The sequence below is a fragment of the Salipiger sp. ABF4_146 genome, from assembly GCF_056161345.1.
Window position 1 is genome coordinate 183,350 of the sequence record NZ_JBSWYX010000004.1, and the last position, 24,139, is coordinate 207,488.

Genomic DNA, 24,139 nt, shown 5'->3' on the forward strand with positions numbered 1-24,139 from the left:
CAGAGCAGAGGAAGCAGGGCATGAACATTGCGGTGACCGACGGGGTGGTGCTGACCCCCACGCCATTTTCCGAAGGACTGGACCTGTGGTCGCGCGGCGACGGGCGGCCGGGCTCGGACACGTATGCGGGGTCCGCCTCGGCGGCCTATGTGCCTGCCGATGCGGATTTCGGCGGCTGCCTCGAGATCCAGAAGACCGACAGCACGCAAAAGCTGCGCTACATGGGCCAGACGCCCATTCTGCCCGGCGTCTACCTGCGGATCAGTGCACGGGTGAAGGCGGTGTCCGGCAACTTGCCGTCGGTGCGCATCGCGGGCTGGGCAGGTACTGGCAATGATGTGGCGGTGGGCGGCGTGCCGATGCAGGCGCCCGAGGTGACGCTGGCCAGCTATGGTGAGGTGATCGAGGTTTCGGCCATCGTCGGCACCGGCGCGCGTGCGGGCGTCGACCTCATCTGGGGGATGGGGCCGAGTTACGGACATTTCGGGCTTGACCTCACGGGGCTCAACGGCGGCGTTTTGCGCATCGATGACCTGCGGATCGAGGACGTGACGGACATCTTCCTGCGGCAGATGATGGCGAGCGTGGACGTGCGTGATTATGGCGCGCTCGGCGATGGCAGCACCGACGACAGCGCTGCGTTCGAAGCTGCCGACGCGGTGGCGGATGGCCGGCAGATCATTGTTCCGGCGGGCACGTATCGGCTCGCAAATTCCGTGACGCTGGAAAACCGCGTGCGCTTCGAGGGGCAGTTGAGCATGCCCGACCAAGCGATCCTGTCGCTGACCAAGGATTTCAACCTGCCCGCTTATGTCGATGCGTTTGGCGGGAATGAACAGCTGGCGCTCGCCAAGGGACTGCAATCGCTGCTCAACAACGCCGACCACGAAAGTTTCGACATGGGCGGGCGCCGCGTGTCGCTGACTGCGCCGCTGGACGTGCGCGCCGCTGTCAGCAACCGCGAGACCTATGCGCAGCGGCGCGTGCTGCGCAACGGGCAGTTGCGCGCCGAGGACAGCGGCGGCTGGGCCGCAAGCAGCGTCACCAGCACCGCGACCTATGCGGCGGCGAACCAATGGCAGCTGACCAATGTGACCAATATCGCCAATATCGAGGTCGGCAGCCTGATCACAGGCGCGGGCGTGGGGCGCGAGGTCTACGTGAAATCCAAGAACGTTGGCGCGCAGCAGATCACCCTGTCGCAGCCGCTGTCAGACGCCGCCGGCACGCAAAGCTACACCTTCACCCGCTTTCGCTATCTGCTGGATTTCTCGGGGTTCACCAAGCTCGAAAAGTTCGAGATCGAGGATGTGGAGTTCCAGTGCGCGGAACTGGCCAGCGGCGTCATGCTGCCCCCTCTGGGCACGGTCAACGTGATCCGCAACTGCGTGTTCAACCGTCCCGGCCATCGCGGCATCACATCGCCCGGCGACGGCTGTCAGGGGCTGCTGGTCGACCACAACCAGTTCATCAGCGCCGAGGGCGGGCTGGCGACGCAGAGCCGCCAGTCGGTGGCGCTCAACAGCAACGCCAACGATGTGAAGATCCGCAACAACCGCGCCTCGCAGTTCCGCCACTTCGCGGTGATCTCGGGCGCGCATGCGGTGGTCTCGGGCAACCACTTCTTTCAGGGCGATGACAGCGGCGCGGGCATCCGCTCGGCGGGCATCGTGTTGTGCCTGCGCGCCTGCAACACCACGATCTGCGACAATTACATCGACAATTGCTTCATCGAATGGACCAACGAGCGAGAGCCAGAGCCGGATTTCACCGGCGGTTTCGGCTTCGCCGGCCTGTCGCTGACCGGCAACGTGATGCTCTGCTCGGGCGTGGCTGAGTGGTTTTCCTTTCTCGTGGTAAAGCCTTACGGCTCGGGTCACATGATCAATGGGTTGAACGTGTCGGGCAACCTCTTCCGCAGCGTTGGCGGCACCATTACCCGCGTCGACCGGGTCGATACCTCTTTCGCCGGCCTGAACCTTGGTGCGATGCGGCGGGTCTTTGTCGGGGCGAACACCTTCCACAACATCGATCTGCAAACCGAGAACCCGCTGCCGGTGCGCCACGCGCAGACCACCGCCGCCGCGACTTGGGTGGTGGAGACGGCAAACAAGCTGCCCTTCGGCGGCCATGCGCGCGAGATCGAGAGCCTCGTGCTGCGCTCGCCGCCGCGCGATGCCTCGGATACGGCGCAGTTCGTCACCCCCTACGCCGCCTCGGAAGGTGGCAGCGGGCAGGACGCGGTGCATGTGGTCTGGCCCGAGCCGATGCGCGGCGATCTCACGCTGACCGTGCGCATGGATTATTGAGCGCTGGGGCGCGGGCCGGTGCCTTGGGGCAGGGGCAGCCGCTCAGAACTGGGTCCAGAGCCCCAGCAGCACCCCGGCGCTGTCGTCGCCGGTCAGCCCCCAGCTCACCCCGAACTCGCCCTGCAGGCGCTCGCGCAGCGGCACCACCAGCGAGGGGGCCAGCCGCAGGAAGGCAGGATCGCCCCGCTGCACTCCGCTTTGCAGCTGAAGGATCGCCTTGCGGTCCTTTGGCAGGTTCAGCCCGAGCGTCAGGTCGAGCTTCACATCGGTTCCCGCCGTCCCGCGCAGTTCCGCCAGCAGATCAGCGTTGAGCCAGCCGCGCGGATGGCCGAGACCCAGCGACAGGCCGGGGCGCAAGGCGTCATGCCCCTCGATCCGGCCTGCGCCAAGCTCGGCCGAGAGGCGCAGGGGGCCATCGGCGATCACGGGCAGACGCACAAAGGCCAGAGCCTTTCCCGCGCCGGAAATCGCCCGGCCAAGGTCGGCGCCGATGGTCAGCCGCCCGGTCAGCCCGTATTCCAGATACAGCGTGTCGTAGCGCCCGCTGGGCAGTTGCCAGCCCTGCAGCCCATAGGCCTGCGGCCAGCTCAGCCGCACGGTGCTGCTGGCAAACCCCGCGCCGCGTGGCTGCAGCCACGCCCCAGCCTGCACCGGCGCCGCGCTCAGCCAGATCAGGCAGCAGAAGGTGATCAGCCGTGCCGGGTGGCGCATGGGGTCTCTCCTCGCCTCCAGCCTTGCCGCACCGTGGTTAATGCGCGGTGAAGAAAGGACCGGATCCGCGCAGCGGCGGCGACACGCGGGCACTGGACGGGGTGCCGCGATCGGATATGCTGCAGATGCAAAACGCCCGTCAGAGGGGCGGGGAGGGGGCAGCCATGACCGGACAGGTGATCACCGTCGCGCAGCAGAAGGGGGGCTCGGGGAAAACCACGCTCTCGGCCAATCTGGCCATCGGGTTTCTCACGCAGGGCAAATCCGTGGCGCTGGTGGATATCGATCCGCAGGGTAGCCTCGGCCGCTGGTTCATGACCCGGCTGGAGCGCGACCCCGAGGCGCTCGGCGCGCTGGAGTTTGCCACCTCCTCGGCGTGGGGGGTGACCTATGAGTGCCGCAAGCTGGCGGGCAGCCATGACGTGGTGATCGTCGACACGCCGCCCAAGGCCGACAGCGATCTGCGCCCGGCCCTGCGCGCCGCCGATCTGGTGGTGGTGCCGGTCTCCATGAGCCACCTCGACCTCTGGGCCACCGAAGGGGTTCTGGACCTTGCCCGCCGCGAGAATCGCGAGGCGCTGGTGGTGCTCAACCGCACCCGGCCCGGCACGCGCCTTTCCGGCGAGATCGCCGAGGCGGTGGGCGCCATGGATGTGCGCATCGCCGCGGCGCAACTGGCCAACCGGGTGGGCTATGCCGAGGCCTTCGGTCGCGGGCAGAGCGCCGCCGAGGGGCGCAAAACCCCCGCCCGCGCCGAGGTTGCCGCGCTGACGGCAGAGGTGGCGGAGGCGCTGGCAAACGGGTAAAGCGTGCCGCAACAGGAGAGATGCCCGCCGATGACCGAGATGACAGACCACGCCGCGCTTGCCGATACCATCCGTCGCCACCAGCAGGGGCAGGGCCAGCCGATTTCGCGGCTGGGATATTTCTGTGCGCCGTTCCGTCCCCCGCAGGGGCCGTTCGCCGACAAGGTGATCAAGGTCTACCGAGGCCTGCCCGACGGCGCCAAGCTCGAGCGGCTGGCGCGCGCGCATGATGCCTATGTCGCCGCGCTGGAGCAGACCGGTGTGCCGCTGCCGCAGACCGAGTTTCTGCTGATGCAGACCGAACAGGGCCGCGTGCCGGTGATCGTGCAGGAGGCGCTGCCGGAAAGCGCACTGATGCGCCCGCGCATGCAGCGCGAGGATCTGGCCTCGACGCTGGCGATGATGGAAGCCGCCGGTCAGGTCATCGCGCAGTTCTGGAACAACGCCGATCAACTGGACGGCCGGGTTGGCTTCCACCCCTCGATTCGCAATTTCGCGGTGCAGGACGGTCGGGCGATCTTCTACGACACCTTCCCGCCGCTGATCGGCTACAGCCGCGATGAAATGGGCGAATTGCTGCTGCTGTTTTCGGATAAGCGCCTGATGCGCTGGGTCGGCCCGTTCCTCAAGGCCAAGGTCACCGGCATTCAGGAAGAGTGGTATTCCGCTCCGGAGACGCTGGTCGGCCTCGTCGGCTCGGCCTGCCGCCTGCGCCCCGAGCATGCCGACGCCTATCTTGACTGGGGGCGCGAGTTCGCCCCGCGCGCCATGCCGCGCTTTGCCGAGGAGGCGCTGGAGGGCCTGTCGCAGCCGCCGCGGCTGCCGGGCTACTGGACAGGTGTGCGCAAGCTTCTGGGCCTGCAGGGGGAACCCAACGTCTGAGCGCGGCACGGGCGGAAGCGCCGTAAGTGCGTATTTGCAAAGAGAAGAAGCGGCGGGCGCGGGGAGAGGCGCCGCGCTCGGTCAGGGCGCTCAGTCAGGGTAACGGCTGGTTAACCTTGAGACCCTAGGCTTGGTCGTGCGGTACAGGCTGGCGAGCCGATGGCCGCAAGAGGAGAAGCCTCGCGGTCGCGCGATCTTTCAGCTTTCCCGGCCCGGATCGTGCTGCCGCGGGGTGGACCTGCGCCGACCAAAGCAGCTTCTTCTCTTCAAAAATACGCATGGCTGGCAATGGCGGCCGGGCGCGAATGCTAAGGCTGATACGCCAGAGTCGTCGGACGCCAGAGACGAAAAAAGGCCCGCCTCCAAGAGACGGGCCTTGATGGTTCAGCGCGGTGCGCAGATCAGACGATCTTGATGCCGGCTTTCTCGGCGTCGGCGACAAAGGCGGCGAGGCCCTTGTCGGTCAGCACATGGTTGGCCATTGCCTTGATCACCGCGGGCGGCGCGGTGCAGACGTCGGCACCGATCTTGGCGCATTCGGACATGTGGTTGGCCGAGCGGATCGAGGCGGCCAGCACCTGCGTCTCATAGCCGAAGTTGTCGTAGATCGTGCGGATGTCGGCGATCAGCTGCAGCCCGTCGAGGTTGAGATCGTCGAGGCGGCCGATGAACGGCGAGATGAAGGTGGCGCCGGCCTTGGCCGCCAGCAGCGCCTGATTGGCCGAGAAGCACAGCGTCACGTTGACCATGTTGCCCTCTTCCGAGAGCACCTTGCAGGCCTTCAGACCATCCCAGGTCAGCGGCACTTTCACGGCGATGTTCGGGGCGATCTGGGCCAGCTTGCGGCCTTCTTCGATCATTGCCTCGGCGTCGAGCGCGACCACCTCGGCGGAGACGGGGCCCGGCACCATCTCGCAGATTTCCTTGGTGACTTCGAGGATGTCACGGCCCGACTTCGCGATCAGCGAGGGGTTGGTGGTGACGCCGTCCACCATGCCGAGCTCATGCAGCTCGCGAATGGCATCGACGTCGGCGGTGTCGACAAAGAATTTCATCTGGGTCAGCCCTCCAGGCTTGGCTTGGCATTCGGTCGCGCCTGTCTTACCTCATGAGATGAGGGGCGGGAACCCCCTTGAAAATAGCGCTAACGGACCTGCCCTCAATGGATGATCACTACGACGAAGGCACGCTGGTCGCGGTGTTGACCACGCAGCCGCTCGACCGGCTGCTGGACTACAAGGCGCCGCCGGGCGGCTGCGCGCAGGGCGCCTTCGTCGAGGTGCCGCTGGGCCCGCGCAAGGTGTTCGGCGTGGTCTGGGGGCCGGGGCAGGGCGGTTTCGATCCGGCCAAGGTGCGCAGCGTCAGCCGCGTGCTCGAGGCGCAGCCGATGCGCGCCGAGCTGCGCGAGTTTCTCGAGCGCTCCGCCGATTACACCCTGACCCCGCGCACCGCCATGCTTCGGCTGGCCACCCGCGCGCCGGGGCTGGGCGAGGCGCCTTCGATGCGCAAGATTTACCGCCGCGGCGAAAGCGTGCCCGAGCGGCTGACCGACGCCCGCCGCCGGGTGCTTGAGGTGCTCGACGAGATGGGCGGGCTGTCGCTGACCCTCAAGGAGCTTGCCGATGCCGCTGGCGTCACCTCTTCGGTGGTCAAGGGACTGGCGAAGCTGGGGGCGGTGCGCGAAGAGGAAGCGCCGCGTGACACCGCGTTTGCCCGGCTCGATCCCGCGTATTCCGGCAAACAGCTAACCGATGATCAGGCGAAAGCCGCCGAGGTGCTGCGCTCTGGCGTACGTGCCGGGACATATGGCACCGTGCTGCTGAAAGGCGTGACCGGTTCGGGTAAGACGGAGGTGTATCTCGAGGCGGTGGCGGAATGTCTGCGCCAGGGGCGGCAGGCGCTGGTGCTGCTGCCCGAGATCGCGCTGACCTCGGAGTTTCTTACCCGCGTCGAGGCGCGCTTCGGCGCAAGGCCCGCCGAGTGGCACTCGGGCGTCACCGTCACCGAGCGGCGTCGGGTCTGGCGGCAGGTGGCCGAGGGTGGCGCGCAACTGGTGGTGGGGGCGCGTTCGGCGCTGTTCCTGCCGTTCCGCGATCTGGGGCTGACGGTGGTCGATGAGGAGCACGACACCTCCTACAAGCAGGAGGAAGGCGTGCTCTACAACGCTCGCGACATGGCGGTGCTGCGCGCCTCGATCTGTTCGGGGCGGGTGGTTCTGGCCTCGGCCACGCCCTCGCTGGAGAGCTGGGCCAACGCCGATGCGGGCAAATATGAGCGGCTCGATCTGGTCTCGCGTTTCGGCCCTGCGGTGATGCCGGAGATGCGCGCGCTGGACATGCGCGGCGAGGATCTGCCGGGCAGCCGCTGGATCTCGCCGTCGCTGCAGGCGGCGGTAAAGCGGCGGATCGCCAATGGCGAGCAGGCGATGCTGTTCCTCAACCGGCGCGGCTATGCGCCGGTCACCATCTGCCGCGCCTGCGGCCACCAGATCGCCTGCCCGCATTGCGATGCGCGGATGGTCGAGCACCGTTTTCTGCAGCGCCTCGTCTGCCATCAGTGCGGGGAGAGCACGCCAAAGCCGGAGAAATGCCCGTCCTGCGAGGTCGAGGGCAAGCTGGCGGCGGTGGGGCCGGGGGTCGAGCGGCTGGCCGAAGAGGCGGCAGAGGTCTTTCCCGACGCGCGGCTGGCGGTGCTTTCGTCGGACCTGTTCGGCTCGGCGCGGCAACTGAAGGCGGAGATCGAGAAGATCGCCATGGGCGGTGCTGATATCGTCATCGGCACGCAGTTGGTGGCCAAGGGGCACAACTTCCCCAACCTCACTTTGGTGGGCGTGATCGACGCCGACCTTGGCCTGCAGGGCTCGGACCTGCGGGCCGCCGAACGCACCTTTCAGCTGATGCGGCAGGTGGCCGGGCGCGCCGGGCGGGCCGAGAAGCCGGGCACGGCGCTCTTGCAGACCTTCCAGCCCGAACACCCGGTGATCCGGGCGATCCTGTCGGGCGACGAGGAAGGCTTCTGGAAGGCCGAGGCCGACGAGCGCCGCGCCGCCGGGATGCCGCCCTATGGCCGCCTCGCGGGGGTGATCCTGTCGTCGACCGAGGTGCAAGAGGTCTTCGATCTCGGCGCAGCCATGGCGCGGCAGGACGGGCCGCTGCGGCGTATCGGGGCGCAGATCTATGGCCCGGCGCCGGCGCCCATCGCGCGGGTGCGCGGGCGGCACCGGGTGCGCCTGCTGGTCAAGGCGCCGAAGGGCGTGGCGCTGCAGGCGGCGCTGGCCGAATGGGCCGGGCAGTTCCGCCTCAAGGGCGAGCTGCGCATGGCCATCGACATCGACCCGCAGAGCTTTTTCTGACGGCGCGGAGCGGCGCGCCACCGCGATCCCGGCGGACAGGCGGCGCGGCGTGGTTTTGGGACGGGTGTGTGGCCGATCACGCGGCTGCCGGAAAACTCGCCGCCGCGCGATGACTTGGCGGCAGGCGACGACTCGCCGATTTCCGGCGGAGGCGACTGTTTTCGGGCGCTGAAGAGCGGCTTCGGCGGCTATCGCGTACGCAGAGTGGTGCAAATCGAAAACCAGCGCTGAGATCACAGTCCGGGGCGCTGGACTCTGCCGATATGCCCTCTACAGTCGCCCGCGAAGACGCAGTCGCGGGAGGACCAGCCAGATGGAAAAATTCGGCAAGAGCCAGTCGTTCAAACGCACCGAGGACGTGCGCTTTCTGACCGGCCATGGGCGCTATGTGGATGACATCGCGCCGGAAGGTGCGCTGCATGCCTATGTTCTGCGCTCGCCGGTGGCGCATGCGAAGATCACCGAGCTGGACGTGGCGGACGCGCGCGAGATGCCGGGCGTTCATCTGGTGGCCACGGTGGACGATCTGCTGGCCTCGGGCATGGACATCTCGATGGGCGGCACGGTGATCAGCAACCGCGACGGCAGCAAGGCCGCCGACCCGATGCGCCCGGTGCTGGCCAAGGATCACGTCCGCCATGTGGGCGAGCCGGTGGCGCTGATCGTCGCCGACACGATGGTCGAGGCGAAGGATGCCGCCGAGGCGATCCTATTCGATTTCGAGGAACTGCCGGTACAGATGGCGCTGGAGGCGGGCGGCGATGCGATCCACCCCGAGGCGCCCGACAACCGCGCCTTTGATTTCGGGCTGGGCAACGAGGCCGAGACCGAGGCGGCCTTTGCCAGCGCGGCCAAGGTGGTCAGCCTTGAGGTTGGCGACAACCGGGTCATCGTCAATGCCATGGAACCGCGCGGCGCTTACGCCGAATGGGATGGCGAGAAGCTGCATGTGGCGTTCAACGGGCAGGGCGTCTGGGGGCTGAAGTCGGAGCTGGCACAGGCCTTCGATCTGCCGGTCGAGCAGATCCGCGTCACCAACCCCGACGTCGGCGGCGGCTTCGGCATGAAGGCGCCGGGATACCCCGAGTATTTCGCCATCGCCTATGCGGCAAAGGAACTGGGCAAGCCGGTGCGCTGGATGTCCGACCGCACCGAGGCGATGCTCTCGGATCACGCCGGGCGCGATCTGGTGACGCTGGCCGAACTGGCCTTCGACGAAGACAACCGCATCCTCGGCTACCGCAATCACACCCGCTGCAACCTTGGTGCCTACAACTCGAACTTCGGGCAGGCGATCCAGACCGCACTTTACGCCAAGGTTCTGACCGGCACCTATGACATCAAGGCCGCCTACATGCGGGTCGAGGGCTTTTACACCAACACCACGCAGGTCGACGCCTACCGCGGCGCCGGACGCCCCGAGGCGATCTACACGCTCGAGCGGGTGATGGATCGGGCGGCGCGCGAGTTGAACGTCGATCCGATGGAGCTGCGCCGGATCAACTTCGTGCAGGAGTTCCCTTACAAGACGGTGACCGGCGAGAATTACGACGTGGGCGATTTCTCCCGCGTGCTGGCCCATGCCGAGGCGGATGCCGATATCGCGGGCTACCCGGCGCGCAAGGCCGCCTCGGAGGCGCAGGGCAAGCTGCGCGGGCTGGGGCTGTGCTATTATATCGAGAGCATCCTTGGCGATCCGGCGGAAGACGTGAAGGTCGAGTTCACCGAGGACGGCGGCGCGACCATCTACGTCGGCACCCAGTCGAACGGGCAGGGGCACGAAACGGTGTTTGCCAAGTTCCTGTCGGACCAGACCGGCATCCCGGTCGAGAAGATCGGCTTCGTGCAGGGCGACAGCGACCGTATTCCGCGCGGCGGTGGCACGGGCGGCTCGCGCTCGGTGACCACGCAGGCGACGGTGACGCTGACCGCGGTGCGCGACATGATCGCGGGCTTCGCCGAGTTCCTCGCCGGCGAGATGGGAGTCGATCCGGACGAGGTGCGCTTCGATGACGAGCAGTTCCGCGCCGAGGGCTCGAACCTGCACCCGACCATGCTCGAAGCGGCCGCGCTGGCCCGCGAGAAGGGCCGCGAGGATCTGCTGAGTTGGTCCGCCCGCACCGCCATCGACGCGCGCTCCTATCCCAATGGCGCGCATTTCTGCGAGGTCGAGATCGACCCAGACACCGGCGTGACGCAGGTGGTGAAATACACGGTGGTCGATGACTTCGGCAACCTCATCAACCCGATGCTGGCCGAAGGGCAGGTGCATGGCGGGGTGGTGCAGGGGCTGGGTCAGGCGCTGACCGAGCACACCGTCTACGACGAAGACGGCCAGTTGCTGACCGCGACCTTCATGGATTACGCCATGCCGCGCGCCAAGGATGCGCCATGGATCGGCTTCGATGTCGAGCCGGTGCCCTCCACCGGCAACCCGATGGGGATGAAGGGCTGCGGCGAGGCAGGCACCGTAGGTTCGATGGCGGCGGTGTCGAACGCGGTGCAGGACGCGCTGTGGGAGAAGGGAATTCGTCAGGCAGACATGCCGTTTACGCCGCATCGGGTCTGGCAGATGCTGAATGGCGCCGCGCTGGCTGCGGAGTGAGGGCGTCAGCACGTGAGGGAAGTAAGGTCAAGATTTTTTCTTCACGTAATCGCGATTGCCCTTACATTCGTGGCATTTTTGCCTATCTCTAGTGCAGAGGCGCGGAAACGGAACTTCCGCTGCCCCTTCACTGTCCCTCGTTCCGTAACTGGCGTCCGGGTTTCTCCCGGACGCTTTTTCTTTTCCCAGTTTCGCTTCCCCGAGCGCTGTGACAGGCTGTCCGCATGAGCTACTCCGACGCATTTCTCAAAGATGTCCTGACCCGCACGCGGGTCATCGCCGTGGTCGGCATCTCGACCAACCTCATGCGCCCCAGCCATTATGTCTCGCGCTTCCTGCATCAACGTGGGTACCGGATCATCCCGGTCAACCCGGGCCATGCGGGCCAGACGCTGTTTGGCGAGGACTTCCGCGCCGGCCTGTCGGAAATCGACGCGCCGGTGGACATGGTCGACATCTTCCGCCGCCATGATGCCGTGCCCTCGGTGGTCGGCGCGGCGCTGTCGCATCTGCCGCAGCTGCGCACCATCTGGATGCAGCTTGGTGTCGAGCATGCAGAGGCCGCCGCGAAGGCCGAGGCGAAGGGAATCGACGTGATCCAGGATCGCTGCACGAAAATCGAATACGAGCGGCTGCTTGGGGCGTCCATGCCACTCGCCGACGCGATGGGCAGCTAAGGGGGCAGCCAGAAGGGGGCTCTGCCCCCGTCCGCGATGCGGACTCCCCCGGGATATTTGCTTCTAGACGAAGACCGCAAGGCCGCGCCGGCCCTTCTTCTCTTCAAAAATACGCCGGGGGTGAGCCGCGCAGCGGCAAGGGGGCAGCGCCCCCATAGCGGGCCGTCTCAGCCCTTGGGACGCGCGGCCTTCTCGGCGATGCCGGACTGACCCTGACGCCGCTGCAACTCGGCCATGACCGCCGACAGCGGCACTTCGCGGGCGCGCAGCATCACCAGAAAATGGAAGAGCACGTCGGCGGCCTCGGAGGCGAGCTTGTCGTTGTCGCCCTTCACCGCCTCGATGATCGCCTCGATGGCCTCTTCGCCGAATTTCTCGGCGCATTTCTCCGGCCCTTTGGCGAGCAGCTTGGCGGTCCAGCTCTCGTCGGGCGAGGCGGAGGCGCGGGCGGCGACCACCTCTTCGAGGGCTTCGAGCGTCATTTCGGTCATCGCGGGGCCTCTCAGAGTCGCACCGGCACGCCGGCGGCGGCCATATGGGCCTTGGCTTCGGCGATGGTGTAGGTGCCGAAGTGGAAGATCGAGGCGGCCAGCACCGCCGAGGCGTGGCCTTCGGTCACCCCTTCGACGAGGTGATCGAGCGTGCCGACGCCGCCCGAGGCGATCACCGGGATCGGCACTGCGTCGGAAATCGCCCGGGTCAGAGGCAGGTTGAAGCCCGCCTTTGTGCCGTCACGATCCATCGAGGTGAGCAGGATTTCCCCCGCGCCTTTCTGCGCCATGGTGATGGCGAACTCGACGGCGTCGATGCCGGTGGGGCGGCGTCCGCCGTGGGTGAAGATCTCCCAGCGGCCGGGTGCCACGGTCTTGGCGTCGATGGCGCAGACGATGCACTGGCTGCCGAAGTGATCGGCGGCCTCGGCCACGACGTCGGGATTGGCCACGGCGGCGGAGTTGAACGAGACCTTGTCGGCCCCGGCCAGCAGCAGCGCCCGCACGTCGGCGACGGTGCGCACGCCGCCGCCCACGGTGAGCGGGATGAAGCATTGCTCGGCGGTGCGGGTCACCACATCGAACATCGTGCCGCGGTTTTCATGCGTGGCGTGGATGTCGAGGAAGCAGATCTCGTCAGCGCCGGCGGCGTCATAGGCGCGGGCGGCGTCCACCGGGTCGCCCGCATCGCGCAGGTCGACGAAGTTGACGCCCTTGACCACGCGGCCATCGGCCACGTCGAGGCAGGGGATGATGCGGGTCTTTAACATGGGGCCGTGATAGTGCGGAATTTCCGCGGGGGGAAGAGGATGTTGCGCCGCGCCCGCCGTGGATTTGGCGCGCCAACGAAGAAGGGCGCGCCGCATGGCGCGCCCTTGTGGTTGCTTGCACCCGGCAACGGATCCGGCGAGGATCAGTCCTGCACGGTGATCCGGCCGTCGGTATAGGGCTCGTAGGGCGTCTGCGCGGCAATGAACTCGGCGGTGACATCGGCTAGATCGGGGCCGAAGTCGTAGGCATTCTCGGCGGTGGTGAACATCGTGTAGCCGTCGCCGCCATTGCGTACGAAGTTGTTCGACACCACGCCATAGGTCGCGCTCTCGTCCAGCGCGCTGTCGCCGACCATCACGTCGGAGATGCGGCTGCCGGCCTCGGCCGAAGGATCGACGGTGAAGCTGAGGCCCGAGACCTGCGGGAAGCGCCCGCCGCCTTCCTCGATCTGGCTGACGCCGTTTTCCAGCGCTTCGAGGATCACTGCGCCGCTGACTTGGAAGGTCGAGAGCGTGTTCTGGAACGGCAGTACGGTCAGCACTTCGCCCATGGTCACCTCGCCGGCGTCGATCGAGGCGCGCAGCCCGCCGCCGTTGGTGATGGCGATGTCGATGCCCTGATCCTGCACCCGGTCGAGCATGGCGTCGGCCACCAAGTTGCCCATCGGACATTCCTCGGCACGGCACATATCGCGGCTGCCAACGATTTCGGCAGTAGACTCGCCGATCACCGCGTTGCGGATCTCGTCAAGCGGCGCGGCGGCTTCGGAGATGCGCGACTTGGTGGCCTCATCCTCGGTCACGCTGGCATCCATGATCAGCGGCTGGCCCGAGGTTTCGATCAGATTGCCATCGTCGTCGAAGGTTGCGTTCAACTCGCCGAGAAACTTGCCATACGCGTAAGCCGAGAGGATCGCGGTGTCCTTGACCATGGTCGGGTAGGGGCCCGCGGCGCCATCCATTTCGCCCAGCAGCGTGTTCGAGTGGCCGCCGACGATGATGTCGACGCCAGTGGTCTCTTCGGCCACGCGCTGGTCGGTGTGATAGCCCGAATGCGACAGCACGACGATCTTGTTGACGCCCTCGGCGGTCAGCTTGTCGACCTCGCCCTGCACCGCGTCCACCGGATCGGTGAACACCACGTTCGGCCCCGGCGAGGACAGTTCCTTGGTGTCCACCGGGGTCAGGCCGATAAGGCCGATCTTCTCGCCGTCCTTCTCGATCACAACGGATTTCTGAATGGCGCCGGTCAGCAGGTCTTCGCCGCTGAGATCGGCGTTGGACATCAGCACGGGGAATTCGACCGAATCGACAAAGCCGCGCAGCACCTCGGGGCCGTCGTCGAATTCGTGGTTGCCCACGGTCATCGCATCATAGCCCATCTGGTTCATCATCTCGGCGGCGAGCTTGCCCTTGTAGTAGGTGTAAAAGAGCGTGCCCTGAAACTGGTCGCCGCCGTCCACCAGAAGGTAGTTGCCGGCGCGGTCCTTGGCCTCGGCGATGGCCGTCTGCAAGCGGGCGGAGCCACCGAAGCATTCGCCCGCCGCGTTGTCATCTTCACCGCAGGTGGAATCGTACTTGCTGATCGGCTCGAAGCGCGCGTGGAAATCGTTCGTGTGCAGGATGGTGATGGCATAGTCGGCGCTGGCTGTGCCGGCGGTCAGCGCCAGCGCGGCGGCGCCGGTCAGAAGACGAAGCGACATGGGAATCCTATCTGTCGGGTTTTTATCGCCTGATCCTGCAACGGGTTTTTCCACCTGTCAAAGCACGTTGCGCCGGATTGGCGCGGCTCGGGGGTGGCGGTGACGCAGGGTCGCCTGCCGCTTGGGCAAGGCGGGCTTGCCGGGCAGCGTGGGCTGGAGTGCAGGGCGCGGAGGCAGGGATACCGCCGGGGGATTGACCGGGGCGGGGTTCCACGGCATCTGGAGCCCATGCTGATCTACAAAATCCTCCGGGCCGACGAATGGGCGGCACTGCAGGCGCAGGGCGAGACCGCCGGGGCGCCCATCGACGTGGCCGACGGCTACATTCACTTCTCGACCGCCGAGCAGGTGCGCGAGACTGCCGCGAAGCATTTTTCTGGCGTCGAGGGGCTGCATCTGCTCTGCTACGAGGCGGAGCAGCTGGGCGATCAGCTGCGCTGGGAGCCGTCGCGCGGTGGTGCGCTGTTCCCGCATCTCTATGCCGCGCTGCCGATGGCGGGGCTGAAATGGGCGCGTCCGCTGCCCCTGGGTGGCTCCGGCGCGCATGTATTTCCGGACGATATGGCATGATGCGATTTCTCGAAAAGGCAGGGCTGCCGCTGGTCCACAGGCTCGATCCCGAGCAGGCGCATCGGGCCGCCGTTCTGGCGCTGAAGATGGGGCTGGCACCGGCACCGGGGCTGATCACCTCGGACCGGCTGCGCTGCGAGGTGGCAGGGCTGCGGCTGCCGAACCCGATCGGCCTTGCCGCCGGGTTCGACAAGAACGCAGAGGCGCTGTCGGGCCTGTCGCGCGCGGGCTTTGGCTTTGTCGAGGTAGGCGCGATCACCCCGCGCGCGCAGCCGGGCAACCCCAAGCCGCGTCTGTTCCGGCTGACCGAAGACCGCGCAGCGATCAACCGCTTCGGCTTCAACAATGAGGGCATGGAGGCCGCTGCCGGGCGGCTGGTGCATCGCCCTCGCGACATGGTGCTGGGGCTCAACCTTGGTGCCAACAAAGACAGCGACGACCGCGCGGCGGATTTCGCCAAGGTGCTGGCGCGCTGCGGCGAGCATCTCGATTTCGCCACCGTCAACGTCAGCTCGCCCAATACCGAGCGGCTGCGCGACCTGCAGGGCAAGGATGCGCTTGCGGCGCTGCTGGGCGGTGTCATGGACGCGCGCGCGCACCTCGATGACCGCATTCCGGTGTTCCTCAAGATCGCGCCGGACCTCGACGAACAGGGGCTGAAGGACGTGGCCGAAGTGGCCATGGCCTCGAAGGTCGACGCGGTAATCGCCACCAACACCACGCTCTCGCGCGAGGGGCTGCGCTCGAGCCATGCCTCCGAAGCGGGCGGCATGTCGGGCCAGCCTTTGTTCGAGAAATCCACCCGAGTGTTGGCGCATCTGTCGCAGCTGACCGAGGGCCAGCTGCCGCTGATCGGGGTCGGCGGCATCGGCTCGGCCGAGCAGGCGTATCAGAAGATTCGTGCTGGGGCCTCGGCGGTGCAGCTTTACACCGCGCTGGTCTATGGCGGGCTGTCGCTGGTGCAGGACATCGCCGAGGGCCTCGATGCGCTGCTGGCGCGCGACGGTTTCGCCTCGGTCGAGGAAGCGGTGGGCACCGGGCGCGGAGACTGGACATGATCCTCTGGCACAATCCCCGTTGCAGCAAGTCGCGCGAGGCGCTGCAACTGCTGCAGGACAAGGGTGTGGAGCCGCAGGTGCGCCGCTATCTCGAAGACGCGCCGAGCTATGACGAGCTGAAGGCAGCGCAGGCCGCGCTTGGTGTGCCGGTGATCGAAATGATGCGCACCAAGGAAGCCGAGTTCAAAGCGGCGGGTCTGAGCAAGGCCAGCGACGATGAGACGCTGCTGCGCGCCATGGCCGAGACGCCCAAGCTGATCGAGCGGCCGGTCGCCTTCGAGGGCGATCGCGCGGTGATCGGCCGTCCGCCCGAGCGCGTGCTGGACCTGCTCTGAGCCATGGACGATAAATTCGAGATCTTCCTTGCCTGCGCGCCGGGGCTGGAGCCGGTTCTGGTGCAGGAGGCCAAGGCGCTTGGCTTCGGGCCGCTGAAGCCCGAGCAGGGCGGCGTGTCGTTTCAGGGCGGCTGGCCCGAGGTAGCGCGCGCCAATCTGGAACTGCGCGGCGCGGCGCGGGTGCTGGCGCGGATCGGCGGCTTCCCGGCACTGCATCTGGCGCAGCTCGACAAACGGGCGCGCAAGTTCCCATGGGGCGACATCCTGCGCGCCGATGTGCCGGTGAAGGTCGAGGCGCTGAGCCGCAAGTCCAAGATCTATCACGCGGGCGCCGCCAAGCAGCGCATTGAGCGCGCGATCACCGAAGAGCTGGGCGCGCCCATCGCCGAGGATGGCGTGCGCATCCTCGCGCGGATCGAGAACAACCTCGTGTCCTTCTCCGTCGACACCTCCGGCCAGCCGCTGCACCGGCGCGGGCTTAAGCAGGCGGTGAGCAAGGCGCCGATGCGCGAGACGCTGGCCTCGCTCTTCCTGCGGGCCTGCGGCTACGATGGCGTCGAGCCGGTGCTCGACCCGATGTGCGGCTCGGGCACCTTTCCCATCGAGGGGGCCGAGATCGCCGCCGGCCTCCTGCCGGGCCGGGCGCGGGCGTTTGATTTCGAGCGTCTGGCGGTCTTTGCGCCGGCGGACCTCAAGGGGATGAAGCGGCAGGGTCCGCTGCGCACGCCCTCCGCGCTCTACTATGGCTCCGATCGCGACGCGGGGGCGATCCGCTCGGCAACCGCCAATGCCGAGCGTGCCGGGGTGACGGAGTGGACGCGCTTCGACTGCCGCCCGGTGAGCGAGCTGCAGCGTCCCGAAGGCCCGCCGGGCCTTGTCATGGTGAACCCGCCCTATGGCGCGCGCATCGGCGAGAAGGGCCCGCTGCACGCGCTGCACGCCTCGCTGGGCGCGGTGCTGAGGGAAAACTTCGCCGGCTGGCGCGTCGGGATCATCACCACCGAGCCGGGTCTGGCCAAGGCCACCGGCCTGCGCTTCCTGCCCACCGGGGCGCCAGTGGCCCATGGCAGCCTGAAGGTGAAGCTCTACCGCACCGAGCCGCTCTGACGGCGGCGGATCAGCCAGATCACAAGAAGCGCCGCGGCGATCAGGCCGGCCAGCGGCAGCGTCACCAGCGCGAACCAGCCCGACACGAACAGCATCGCCAGCGTGCCGCCGATGTCCCGCCCCAGCACAACGCAGGGATAGCTGCCGGCCTCATCGAGCCGGCAGCCCGCCAGGTCTGCCACGGTGGTGGAGGCAAGGACGCCGGCGACCGGCAGCAGGCAGACCGCCAGCAAGGCGATCAGCGCATAGGTGATCGCCCGCAACACCACGGGTTCAGCCCTTGAGGGCGGCCAGCGCGGCTTTCAGGTCGATCGCCCCGTCGTAGAGCGCCCGGCCCGAGATCGCGCCGTTGAGTTCAGCGCCGCAATCGCGCAGGGCGATCAGATCGGCCATCGACGACACGCCGCCCGAGGCGATCACCGGGATCGACACGGCGCGCGCCATGGCGGCGGTATAGTCGATGTTCGGACCCTGCATGGCGCCATCGCGGTTGATGTCGGTGTAGATGATCGCCGCCACGCCGTCGTCTTCGAAGCTGCGCGCCAGGTCCACCGCGTCCACATCGGTCACCTCGGCCCAGCCCTTGGTCGCCACGCGCCCGTCGCGGGCGTCGATGCCGACGGCGATCTTGCCGGGGAACGCCTTTGCCGCCTCGCGCACCAGCGCCGGGTTCTCCACCGCCACGGTGCCGAGGATGACGCGCGCCAGCCCCTTGTCGAGCCAGCGCTCGATGGTCGCCATGTCACGGATGCCGCCGCCAAGCTGCGCCGGCACCTTGGTGCGCTCAAGGATCGACTCGACCGCCGCGGCGTTCACCGGCTCGCCGGCGAAGGCGCCGTTGAGATCCACAAGATGCAGCCAGTCGCAGCCGGCGTCGACAAACTCCATCGCCTGCGCGGCGGGATCGTCGTTGAAGACCGTGGCCTTCTCCATATCGCCGCGCAGCAGGCGCACGGCCTTGCCGTCCTTGAGGTCGATGGCGGGGTAGAGGATCATGGCGCGGCTCCGCAAAAGGTCAGTGACGGGATCGGTGTCGGCCACCCTATAGCCGCGCCGAGGCGCGCTTTGCAATCCGCGTGCCCGCGCCGGGGATCAGGGCGCCCAGGTCAGGAAGTTGCCGATCATCCGCAGCCCGGTTTCGGCGCTTTTCTCGGGGTGGAACTGAAAGCCCAGCATGGTGCCGCTGCCGACCACTGCGGTGACCGTGCTGCCGTAGTCCACATGGGCGATGCGGTGCTCGGGGGTGAGCATACGCATCTGGTAGGAGTGCACGAAATACGCGTGATCGCCGGTCTGCACGCCGTCAAGCACCGGGTGGTCGCGGTCGATCACCAGCTCGTTCCAGCCCATGTGCGGCACTTTCAGCGCCGGATCGGCGGGCAGGATCTTTTCGACCTCGCCATCGACCCAGCCAAGGCCGGGGGTCTCTTCGTATTCAAAGCCGACCCGCGCCATCAGTTGCATGCCGACGCAAATCCCAAGGAACGGACGGCCCCGCGCGATCACCGCTTCGACCATGGCGTCGAAGCAGCCCGAATGGCGCAGCGCCTTGGCGCAGGCCGGAAAAGCGCCATCGCCGGGCAGCACCAGTCGATCAGCCTTCGCCACCACCTCGGGGTCGTCGGTCACCACCACGGTGCCCGCGTCCAGCTCGTTCGCCATGCGTTGAAAGGCCTTCTCGGCCGAATGCAAGTTGCCGCTCTCGTAGTCGATGATCGCCGTCAGCATGTGGCTCACCTTTCCGGGCCGGTGCAGTCCCGGCCCCTTTCATCTTTCCGCAAATACTCCGGGGAGCGCGAGGGGCTGGCCCCTCGCTGGCCCTTGGCAAATTCAGAGCGCGCCCTTGGTCGAGGGAATCGCGTCGCTCTTGCGTGGATCGGGCTCCACCGCCTCGCGCAGCGCGCGGGCCACCGCCTTGAACACCGCCTCGACGATGTGGTGCGAGTTCACGCCATCGATCGCCTCGACATGCAGGGTGATACCGCCATGCGTCGCCAGCGCCTGAAAGAACTCGCGCACCAGCTCGCAGTCGAAGGCGCCGATCTTTTCGGTGGGCAACGCGACCTTCCAGACCAGGAAGGGCCGGGCCGAGAGATCCAGCGCGGCGCGCACCAGCGCGTCGTCCATCGGCAACAAGCAGGCACCGTAGCGGCGGATGCCGCGCTTGTCGCCAAGCGCCTTGGCCAGCGCCTGCCCAATGGCGATGCCGGTGTCCTCGACAGTGTGGTGGTCGTCGATGTGCAGGTCGCCCTCGGCGCGCACCACCATATCGATCAGCGAGTGGCGCGCCAGTTGGTCCAGCATGTGGTCAAAGAACCCCACGCCGGTCTTCATGTCGTAGCTGCCGGTGCCGTCGAGATCGAGGCTGACCTCGATCTTCGTCTCGGCGGTGCTGCGGCTCACTTCGGCCTTGCGCATGGACCATACTCCTCGGTGTGTTGCAGCGGCTTATAGGGCGGGGCAGGGCGCGCGCCAAGCCCCGGACGCAGCCAAGCCCGGGGCAGCGAAGCATCGGGCGCGGCTTGCGGCGGCGGGGGCGGTGTGACAGCTTGCCCGCATAGCAACGAAAGGCCCCGACCATGACCACCTGTGTCTTTGTGCAGATCCGCTGCAAGCCCGGCACCACCTATCAGGTGGCAGATGCGATCGCGCTGAAAGAGATTCACTCTGAACTCTATTCGACGTCGGGCGAATGGGACCTGCTGCTCAAGCTCTATATCCCCGAGGATGCCGACGTCGGGCATTTCATCAACGAAAACCTGCTCGTCGTGCCGGGCATCGAACGGTCGTTGACCACGCTGACTTTCAAGGCGTTCTGATCTGCAGTTCTGATCTGCAGTTCTGATCTGCAAGGGGGGGGGCGGCCTGCGGGTCGCCCGTCGCGTCTGTGCCGTTTGGGGGCGGAGACGCAAAGCCTGAGGCGCAAACGAAAAATCCCGGCATCGCGTGTCTGCGTCCGGTTGCCTCTGTGTCTGTCTGTAAGAAGGTGGTGAATGGAGCGGGCGAGGCGATTCGAACGCCCGACCCTTACCTTGGCAAGGTAATGCTCTACCCCTGAGCTACGCCCGCAAACCATTCATCATGTTCGGCTTTTCAGGCATCCGCCTGACTGCCGATCCGGCCTCTCACCGGTCCGACTTGCGCCGGAGGTCCAACTGGAGCGGGCGAGGCGATTCGAACGCCCGACCCTTACCTTGGCAAGGTAATGCTCTACCCCTGAGCTACGCCCGCTTCCTTGTTGGTGTGGGCGATTTAGAGTTTCCCGCAGACCTCCGCAAGAGGAAAATTCAGGTTTTTGCCGGAAATTTTCGGAAGAGCAAAAAAGCCCAGCAAAACGCGACGGAAACTTGGCGGCGGCGCGTATCGACCGTGGGCGTGCGAGGCGAGAGCGCGGCCCGCCCAAAGCCAGCATCGGAGCAATTGCACATGACCCGCGCCATTTACCGCTATGCCACACCGCTCATCACCGGGCTCTTTCTGGTCTCGCTGACCTCGGGACTCGCGCTGTTCTTTCACTGGAACATGGGCTGGTTCCACGGCATGCACGAATGGCTGAGCATGGTGCTGATCATGCCCTTCGCGCTGCACCTGTGGAAGAACTGGCGCCCGATGACCGCCTATCTGCGCAAGCCGGCCTTTGCCATGGCCATGGCGGCCTCGGTGATCATGGCCGGGGCCTTCGTCGTGCCAGCGCTGCTTGCGCAGGCGGGCCCGCGGGTGGGAGGCGTCCGCCGCAGTTCGCAGCGGCGGACCTGGTCCTGAACGGTAGCGTGGCCGAGGTGGCAGCGCTGATCGACGTGCCGGCCGCGGGACTGGCCGCGACGCTCACGGCGGCGGGATTCGCGGTGGGCGGACAGGAAGAAAGCCTTGCCATGATCGCACGCGCCTCGGGGCGGAGCGATGCCGAGATGCTTGGGACGGTGATCGGCGCGTGGCGCTGAGACGCAGGTTTCAATGTGCGTATTTGAAAAGAGAAGAAGGCCCGGGGCGAGATGCTCGGGCCTTCTTCTCTTCAAAAATACGCAGCTGCGGACGGGCGGGAGCGGCTGATTGCGGCGCCGCGCTGTGTCAGAACGGCACGTCCCCCGCCGAATCCGCCGCGGTGACGAAGCGCGCGACCACCTTCTTCACGCCGGCCTTCTCGAAATCGATCTCCAGCTTGTCGCCCTCGATAGCGACGATCTCGCCGTAGCCGAATTTCTGGTGGAAGACGCGCTCGCCCATCGCGAAGGCCGAGACCGCCTGCAGGTCGATGACTTGGTTGCGGCTCTCGCGCGGCTGGCTGACAGAGCGCGCGCTGGATGAGCGTTCCTGCAGCCGCTTCCAGCCGGGCGAGTTGTAGACATTGGCCTCGGAGGCGCGCGTCTCGAGGCCCGAACCGCCGCCATAGCCGCTGTTCATGCCCGCCGCGCCATAGCCGCCGCCGTAGAGGCCGGGCGGGGTGAGAATCTCCACGTGCTGCTCGGGCAACTCGTCGATGAAGCGCGAGGGCAGGGCCGATTGCCACTGGCCGAACACCCGCCGGTTGGCGGCGAAGGAGATGGTGCAAAGCTCTTCGGCGCGGGTGATGCCGACGTACGCGAGGCGGCGTTCTTCCTCGAGCCCCTTGAGGCCGCTTTCGTCCATCGAGCGCTGCGACGGGAACAGCCCGTCTTCCCAGCCCGGCAGGAACACCGCCGGAAACTCCAAACCCTTGGCAGCGTGCAGCGTCATGATCGAGACCTTGGCGCCGGTCTCTTCCGTCTCGTTGTCCATGATCAGCGCGACGTGTTCGAGAAACCCCTGCAGGTTGTCGAAATTCTCCAGCGCCTTGACCAGTTCCTTGAGGTTTTCCAGCCGGCCCGGGGAATCGGGGTTCTTGTCGTTTTGCCACATCTCTGTGTAGCCGCTCTCGTCGAGCATGATCTCGGCCAGTTCCACGTGGCTCATGGTCTTGGCCAGCGGCTTGTCCTCGTCGATCAGCACCAGATCGTCGTCGTCCTGCTGCACTTCCGACGGCAGGCCGAGTTGCTGGCGGGCGACCTCGTGCCAGCGGTCCATCTGTTCGACGAAGGTGGCCAGCTTGCCGGCGCCCTTGCCGGTGATTTCCTTGTCGCGCAGCAGCAGGCGCGCGCCGTTCAGCAGCGTCGTGCCGTTGGCGCGCGCTTTCATCTGGATCTTCTGCTGCGCCTTGTCGCCGAGGCCGCGCTTGGGGGTGTTGACGATGCGCTCGAAGGCCAGATCGTCCTCGGGCGAGACCACCAGCCGGAAATAGGCCATGGCATCGCGAATCTCGAGCCGTTCGTAGAAGCGCGGCCCGCCGATCACCCGGTAGGGCAGACCGATGGTCAGGAAGCGGTCCTCGAAGGCGCGCATCTGGTGTGAGGCGCGCACGAGGATCGCCATATCGTCCAGCGAGAAGGCGTGCATCCCGCGCGCGCCGCGCTGCGCCGCCTCGATCTCCTCGCCGATCCAGCGCGCCTCTTCCTCGCCGTCCCAATGGCCGATCAGGCGCACCTTCTCGCCATCCCCGGCTTCGGTCCACAGCTCTTTGCCGAGTCGGTTCTCGTTGCCGCGGATCACCGAAGAGGCGGCGGCGAGGATATGCGGGGTCGAGCGGTAGTTCTGTTCCAGCCGGACCACATGCGCGCCGGGGAAATCCTTTTCGAAGCGCAGGATGTTGCCCACCTCGGCACCGCGCCAGCCGTAGATCGACTGGTCATCGTCGCCGACGCAGCAGATGTTGGTGTGGCCCTGCGCCAAAAGCCGCAGCCAGAGATACTGGGCGACGTTGGTATCTTGATACTCGTCCACCAAGATAAAGCGGAACCAGCGCTGGTATTGCTCCAGCACGTCGGCGTGCTGCTGGAAGATTGTCACCACATGCAGCAGCAGATCGCCGAAGTCGCAGGCGTTCAGTTCGCGCAGCCGGGTCTGGTACTGGGCGTAAAGCTCGGTGCCGCGGTTGTTGAAGGCCGAAGCCTCTGACGCGGGCACCTTGTCGGGCGTCCAGGCGCGGTTCTTCCAATTGTCGATCAGCGACGACAGCTGCCGGGCCGGCCAGCGCTTTTCGTCGATGTTGTTGGCCGCGATCACCTGTTTCAGCAGGCGGATCTGGTCGTCGGTGTCGAGGATGGTGAAATTCGTCTTCAGCCCCACGAGTTCGGCATGGCGGCGCAGCAGCTTGACGCAGATCGAGTGGAAGGTGCCCATCCACGGCAGCCCCTCGACCGCATGGCCGAGCAGGCGGCCGACCCGCTCTTTCATCTCGCGCGCGGCCTTGTTGGTGAAAGTCACCGACAGAATCTCATTCGGCCGGGCGCGGCCGGTGGTCAGCAGGTGCGCGATACGGGCGGTCAGCGCCTTGGTCTTGCCGGTGCCGGCACCGGCCAGCATCAGCACCGGCCCGTCGAGCCGTTCCACCGCCTCGCGCTGCGCGGGGTTGAGATCGTCGAGGTAGGGCGCCGGGCGCGCCGCCATGGCCCGCTGCGACAGCGAGGCTCCCTCGAATGCATCCATGTCGTCAAAGCTGCTCATGGCGCAAATCTAGCGCGGCCCGGCGCCCGGCGAAAGGTGCGTTCTTTATTTGTTCTTAAAATCTCCGGCGAGGGCGTGTTTGCAGGGTGCGCCGGCGGCCATCGGCTCGCGAAGGCTGCAGTCGTTCCCTAGTTTTGCGGAGCACGCGGGCGTTTCGAACGGTCCGCCAGACCGCCGCGTTGCGGGTCGGCAGGCGGCGGACCTCGTGCTTTTTTGCTCAGGCGAGGCGTATCGGGCCTCAGGCTGC

General features: G+C 66.8%; 23 protein-coding genes and 2 tRNA genes. 13 read left to right on the forward strand and 12 right to left on the reverse strand.

From position 1 onward, the window contains the following. Positions 1–20 precede the first annotated feature (20 nt). Positions 21–2,309, forward strand: a complete 2,289-nt coding sequence (locus ACXAJT_RS07940) for a glycosyl hydrolase family 28-related protein (RefSeq protein ID WP_475234395.1) — start codon at positions 21–23, stop codon at positions 2,307–2,309. A 42-nt stretch (positions 2,310–2,351) separates the two neighbouring features. On the opposite strand, the gene ACXAJT_RS07945 is transcribed toward ACXAJT_RS07940, so the two are convergent. Next, a complete protein-coding gene (locus ACXAJT_RS07945) occupies positions 2,352–3,020 on the reverse strand; it encodes a hypothetical protein (protein ID WP_475234396.1) in 669 nt (222 codons plus the stop codon). Positions 3,021–3,184: 164 nt separating this feature from the next. On the opposite strand from ACXAJT_RS07945, the gene parA reads away from it, so the two are divergent. Both parA and ACXAJT_RS07955 read left to right on the forward strand, forming a co-directional pair. Then, the gene (gene parA / locus ACXAJT_RS07950) at positions 3,185–3,826 is read left to right on the forward strand and encodes a ParA family partition ATPase (RefSeq protein WP_475234397.1); all 642 of its coding nucleotides are present in this window, start codon (positions 3,185–3,187) and stop codon (positions 3,824–3,826) included. A gap of 30 nt (positions 3,827–3,856) precedes the next feature. Then, a complete protein-coding gene (locus tag ACXAJT_RS07955; protein WP_475234398.1) occupies positions 3,857–4,708 on the forward strand; it encodes a DUF6206 family protein in 852 nt (283 codons plus the stop codon). A 401-nt stretch (positions 4,709–5,109) separates the two neighbouring features. On the opposite strand, the gene fsa is transcribed toward ACXAJT_RS07955, so the two are convergent. Continuing rightward, positions 5,110–5,763, reverse strand: a complete 654-nt coding sequence (gene fsa, locus ACXAJT_RS07960; protein WP_475234399.1) for a fructose-6-phosphate aldolase — start codon at positions 5,761–5,763, stop codon at positions 5,110–5,112. A gap of 107 nt (positions 5,764–5,870) precedes the next feature. On the opposite strand from fsa, the gene ACXAJT_RS07965 reads away from it, so the two are divergent. The 3 genes from ACXAJT_RS07965 to ACXAJT_RS07975 all read left to right on the forward strand — a co-directional run bounded on the left by ACXAJT_RS07965 (position 5,871) and on the right by ACXAJT_RS07975 (position 11,342). Beyond that, on the forward strand, positions 5,871–8,060 hold the full coding sequence (locus tag ACXAJT_RS07965) for a primosomal protein N' (protein ID WP_475234400.1): 2,190 nt from the start codon (positions 5,871–5,873) through the stop codon (positions 8,058–8,060). Positions 8,061–8,373: 313 nt separating this feature from the next. Next, positions 8,374–10,665, forward strand: a complete 2,292-nt coding sequence (locus ACXAJT_RS07970) for a xanthine dehydrogenase family protein molybdopterin-binding subunit (protein ID WP_475234401.1) — start codon at positions 8,374–8,376, stop codon at positions 10,663–10,665. 224 nt (positions 10,666–10,889) lie between these two features. Then, the gene (locus ACXAJT_RS07975) at positions 10,890–11,342 is read left to right on the forward strand and encodes a CoA-binding protein (protein WP_475234402.1); all 453 of its coding nucleotides are present in this window, start codon (positions 10,890–10,892) and stop codon (positions 11,340–11,342) included. A gap of 167 nt (positions 11,343–11,509) precedes the next feature. Here the strand turns inward: ACXAJT_RS07975 and ACXAJT_RS07980 are convergent, their stop codons facing one another. The 3 genes from ACXAJT_RS07980 to ACXAJT_RS07990 form a co-directional block, all read right to left on the reverse strand. Further along, complete coding sequence (locus ACXAJT_RS07980) at positions 11,510–11,824, reverse strand: phosphoribosyl-ATP diphosphatase (protein WP_475234526.1); 315 nt, start codon at positions 11,822–11,824, stop codon at positions 11,510–11,512. A gap of 20 nt (positions 11,825–11,844) precedes the next feature. Then, on the reverse strand, positions 11,845–12,603 hold the full coding sequence (gene hisF, locus ACXAJT_RS07985; protein ID WP_475234403.1) for an imidazole glycerol phosphate synthase subunit HisF: 759 nt from the start codon (positions 12,601–12,603) through the stop codon (positions 11,845–11,847). 143 nt (positions 12,604–12,746) lie between these two features. Continuing rightward, positions 12,747–14,306 (reverse strand): bifunctional metallophosphatase/5'-nucleotidase, encoded by a 1,560-nt coding sequence (locus tag ACXAJT_RS07990; RefSeq protein WP_475234404.1) that lies wholly within the window; start codon positions 14,304–14,306, stop codon positions 12,747–12,749. 228 nt (positions 14,307–14,534) lie between these two features. Here ACXAJT_RS07990 and ACXAJT_RS07995 point away from each other — a divergent pair, with 228 nt between their 5' ends. The 4 genes from ACXAJT_RS07995 to ACXAJT_RS08010 are packed head-to-tail and all read left to right on the forward strand — an operon-like array spanning position 14,535 to position 17,376. Next, on the forward strand, positions 14,535–14,876 hold the full coding sequence (locus tag ACXAJT_RS07995) for a DUF952 domain-containing protein (protein ID WP_475234405.1): 342 nt from the start codon (positions 14,535–14,537) through the stop codon (positions 14,874–14,876). Then, positions 14,876–15,934: a quinone-dependent dihydroorotate dehydrogenase gene (locus tag ACXAJT_RS08000; RefSeq protein WP_475234527.1), complete on the forward strand. Its 1,059-nt coding sequence runs from the start codon at positions 14,876–14,878 to the stop codon at positions 15,932–15,934. The genes ACXAJT_RS07995 and ACXAJT_RS08000 overlap by 1 nt, the downstream gene beginning before the upstream one ends. Further along, on the forward strand, positions 15,931–16,269 hold the full coding sequence (gene arsC, locus ACXAJT_RS08005) for an arsenate reductase (glutaredoxin) (protein ID WP_475234406.1): 339 nt from the start codon (positions 15,931–15,933) through the stop codon (positions 16,267–16,269). The genes ACXAJT_RS08000 and arsC overlap by 4 nt, the downstream gene beginning before the upstream one ends. A 3-nt stretch (positions 16,270–16,272) precedes the next feature. Continuing rightward, entirely contained in the window at positions 16,273–17,376 is a 1,104-nt protein-coding gene (locus tag ACXAJT_RS08010; protein WP_475234407.1) for a THUMP domain-containing class I SAM-dependent RNA methyltransferase, read from the forward strand. Here the strand turns inward: ACXAJT_RS08010 and ACXAJT_RS08015 are convergent. The 4 genes from ACXAJT_RS08015 to hisB all read right to left on the reverse strand — a co-directional run bounded on the left by ACXAJT_RS08015 (position 17,355) and on the right by hisB (position 19,794). Further along, on the reverse strand, positions 17,355–17,645 hold the full coding sequence (locus tag ACXAJT_RS08015) for a hypothetical protein (RefSeq protein ID WP_475234408.1): 291 nt from the start codon (positions 17,643–17,645) through the stop codon (positions 17,355–17,357). The genes ACXAJT_RS08010 and ACXAJT_RS08015 overlap by 22 nt on opposite strands. A 4-nt stretch (positions 17,646–17,649) precedes the next feature. After that, positions 17,650–18,372 (reverse strand): 1-(5-phosphoribosyl)-5-[(5-phosphoribosylamino)methylideneamino]imidazole-4-carboxamide isomerase, encoded by a 723-nt coding sequence (hisA, locus tag ACXAJT_RS08020; protein WP_475234409.1) that lies wholly within the window; start codon positions 18,370–18,372, stop codon positions 17,650–17,652. Between the two features lie 96 nt (positions 18,373–18,468). Next, positions 18,469–19,104 carry an imidazole glycerol phosphate synthase subunit HisH gene (gene hisH / locus ACXAJT_RS08025; protein ID WP_475234410.1) on the reverse strand — a complete coding sequence of 212 codons (636 nt, stop codon included), beginning with the start codon at positions 19,102–19,104 and terminating at the stop codon, positions 18,469–18,471. A 102-nt stretch (positions 19,105–19,206) separates the two neighbouring features. Next, positions 19,207–19,794, reverse strand: coding sequence for an imidazoleglycerol-phosphate dehydratase HisB (gene hisB / locus ACXAJT_RS08030; protein ID WP_475234411.1), 588 nt, complete (start codon positions 19,792–19,794; stop codon positions 19,207–19,209). Positions 19,795–19,955: 161 nt separating this feature from the next. Between hisB and ACXAJT_RS08035 the strand changes: the two genes are divergently transcribed. Next, on the forward strand, positions 19,956–20,195 hold the full coding sequence (locus tag ACXAJT_RS08035; RefSeq protein ID WP_475234412.1) for an Lrp/AsnC ligand binding domain-containing protein: 240 nt from the start codon (positions 19,956–19,958) through the stop codon (positions 20,193–20,195). Positions 20,196–20,370: 175 nt separating this feature from the next. Here ACXAJT_RS08035 and ACXAJT_RS08040 read toward each other — a convergent pair. Continuing rightward, a tRNA-Gly gene (locus tag ACXAJT_RS08040) sits at positions 20,371–20,445 on the reverse strand. A gap of 87 nt (positions 20,446–20,532) precedes the next feature. Continuing rightward, a tRNA-Gly gene (locus tag ACXAJT_RS08045) sits at positions 20,533–20,607 on the reverse strand. A 195-nt stretch (positions 20,608–20,802) separates the two neighbouring features. Between ACXAJT_RS08045 and ACXAJT_RS08050 the strand changes: the two genes are divergently transcribed. Together ACXAJT_RS08050 and ACXAJT_RS08055 are read left to right on the forward strand one after the other, a co-directional pair. Further along, on the forward strand, positions 20,803–21,138 hold the full coding sequence (locus ACXAJT_RS08050; protein ID WP_475234413.1) for a hypothetical protein: 336 nt from the start codon (positions 20,803–20,805) through the stop codon (positions 21,136–21,138). Positions 21,139–21,146: 8 nt separating this feature from the next. Then, entirely contained in the window at positions 21,147–21,317 is a 171-nt protein-coding gene (locus ACXAJT_RS08055) for a hypothetical protein (RefSeq protein WP_475234414.1), read from the forward strand. A gap of 127 nt (positions 21,318–21,444) precedes the next feature. Here ACXAJT_RS08055 and ACXAJT_RS08060 read toward each other — a convergent pair whose 3' ends face one another. After that, positions 21,445–23,892 (reverse strand): ATP-dependent helicase, encoded by a 2,448-nt coding sequence (locus tag ACXAJT_RS08060; RefSeq protein WP_475234415.1) that lies wholly within the window; start codon positions 23,890–23,892, stop codon positions 21,445–21,447. Between the last annotated feature and the right edge of the window lie 247 nt (positions 23,893–24,139).

Coding starts and splice junctions, on each gene's coding strand:
- fsa (WP_475234399.1), bottom strand. CDS start 5,763: ATGAAATTCTTTGTCGACACCGCCGACGTCGATGCCATTCGCGAGCTG.
- ACXAJT_RS08000 (WP_475234527.1), top strand. CDS start 14,876: ATGCGATTTCTCGAAAAGGCAGGGCTGCCGCTGGTCCACAGGCTCGAT.
- hisH (WP_475234410.1), bottom strand. CDS start 19,104: ATGCTGACGGCGATCATCGACTACGAGAGCGGCAACTTGCATTCGGCC.
- parA (WP_475234397.1), top strand. CDS start 3,185: ATGACCGGACAGGTGATCACCGTCGCGCAGCAGAAGGGGGGCTCGGGG.
- ACXAJT_RS07965 (WP_475234400.1), top strand. CDS start 5,871: ATGGATGATCACTACGACGAAGGCACGCTGGTCGCGGTGTTGACCACG.
- ACXAJT_RS07955 (WP_475234398.1), top strand. CDS start 3,857: ATGACCGAGATGACAGACCACGCCGCGCTTGCCGATACCATCCGTCGC.
- ACXAJT_RS08035 (WP_475234412.1), top strand. CDS start 19,956: ATGACCACCTGTGTCTTTGTGCAGATCCGCTGCAAGCCCGGCACCACC.
- ACXAJT_RS07980 (WP_475234526.1), bottom strand. CDS start 11,824: ATGACGCTCGAAGCCCTCGAAGAGGTGGTCGCCGCCCGCGCCTCCGCC.
- arsC (WP_475234406.1), top strand. CDS start 15,931: ATGATCCTCTGGCACAATCCCCGTTGCAGCAAGTCGCGCGAGGCGCTG.
- ACXAJT_RS08060 (WP_475234415.1), bottom strand. CDS start 23,892: ATGAGCAGCTTTGACGACATGGATGCATTCGAGGGAGCCTCGCTGTCG.
- ACXAJT_RS08010 (WP_475234407.1), top strand. CDS start 16,273: ATGGACGATAAATTCGAGATCTTCCTTGCCTGCGCGCCGGGGCTGGAG.
- ACXAJT_RS07970 (WP_475234401.1), top strand. CDS start 8,374: ATGGAAAAATTCGGCAAGAGCCAGTCGTTCAAACGCACCGAGGACGTG.
- ACXAJT_RS07945 (WP_475234396.1), bottom strand. CDS start 3,020: ATGCGCCACCCGGCACGGCTGATCACCTTCTGCTGCCTGATCTGGCTG.
- hisF (WP_475234403.1), bottom strand. CDS start 12,603: ATGTTAAAGACCCGCATCATCCCCTGCCTCGACGTGGCCGATGGCCGC.
- ACXAJT_RS07975 (WP_475234402.1), top strand. CDS start 10,890: ATGAGCTACTCCGACGCATTTCTCAAAGATGTCCTGACCCGCACGCGG.
- ACXAJT_RS08050 (WP_475234413.1), top strand. CDS start 20,803: ATGACCCGCGCCATTTACCGCTATGCCACACCGCTCATCACCGGGCTC.
- ACXAJT_RS07995 (WP_475234405.1), top strand. CDS start 14,535: ATGCTGATCTACAAAATCCTCCGGGCCGACGAATGGGCGGCACTGCAG.
- hisB (WP_475234411.1), bottom strand. CDS start 19,794: ATGCGCAAGGCCGAAGTGAGCCGCAGCACCGCCGAGACGAAGATCGAG.
- ACXAJT_RS07940 (WP_475234395.1), top strand. CDS start 21: ATGAACATTGCGGTGACCGACGGGGTGGTGCTGACCCCCACGCCATTT.
- ACXAJT_RS07990 (WP_475234404.1), bottom strand. CDS start 14,306: ATGTCGCTTCGTCTTCTGACCGGCGCCGCCGCGCTGGCGCTGACCGCC.
- hisA (WP_475234409.1), bottom strand. CDS start 18,372: ATGATCCTCTACCCCGCCATCGACCTCAAGGACGGCAAGGCCGTGCGC.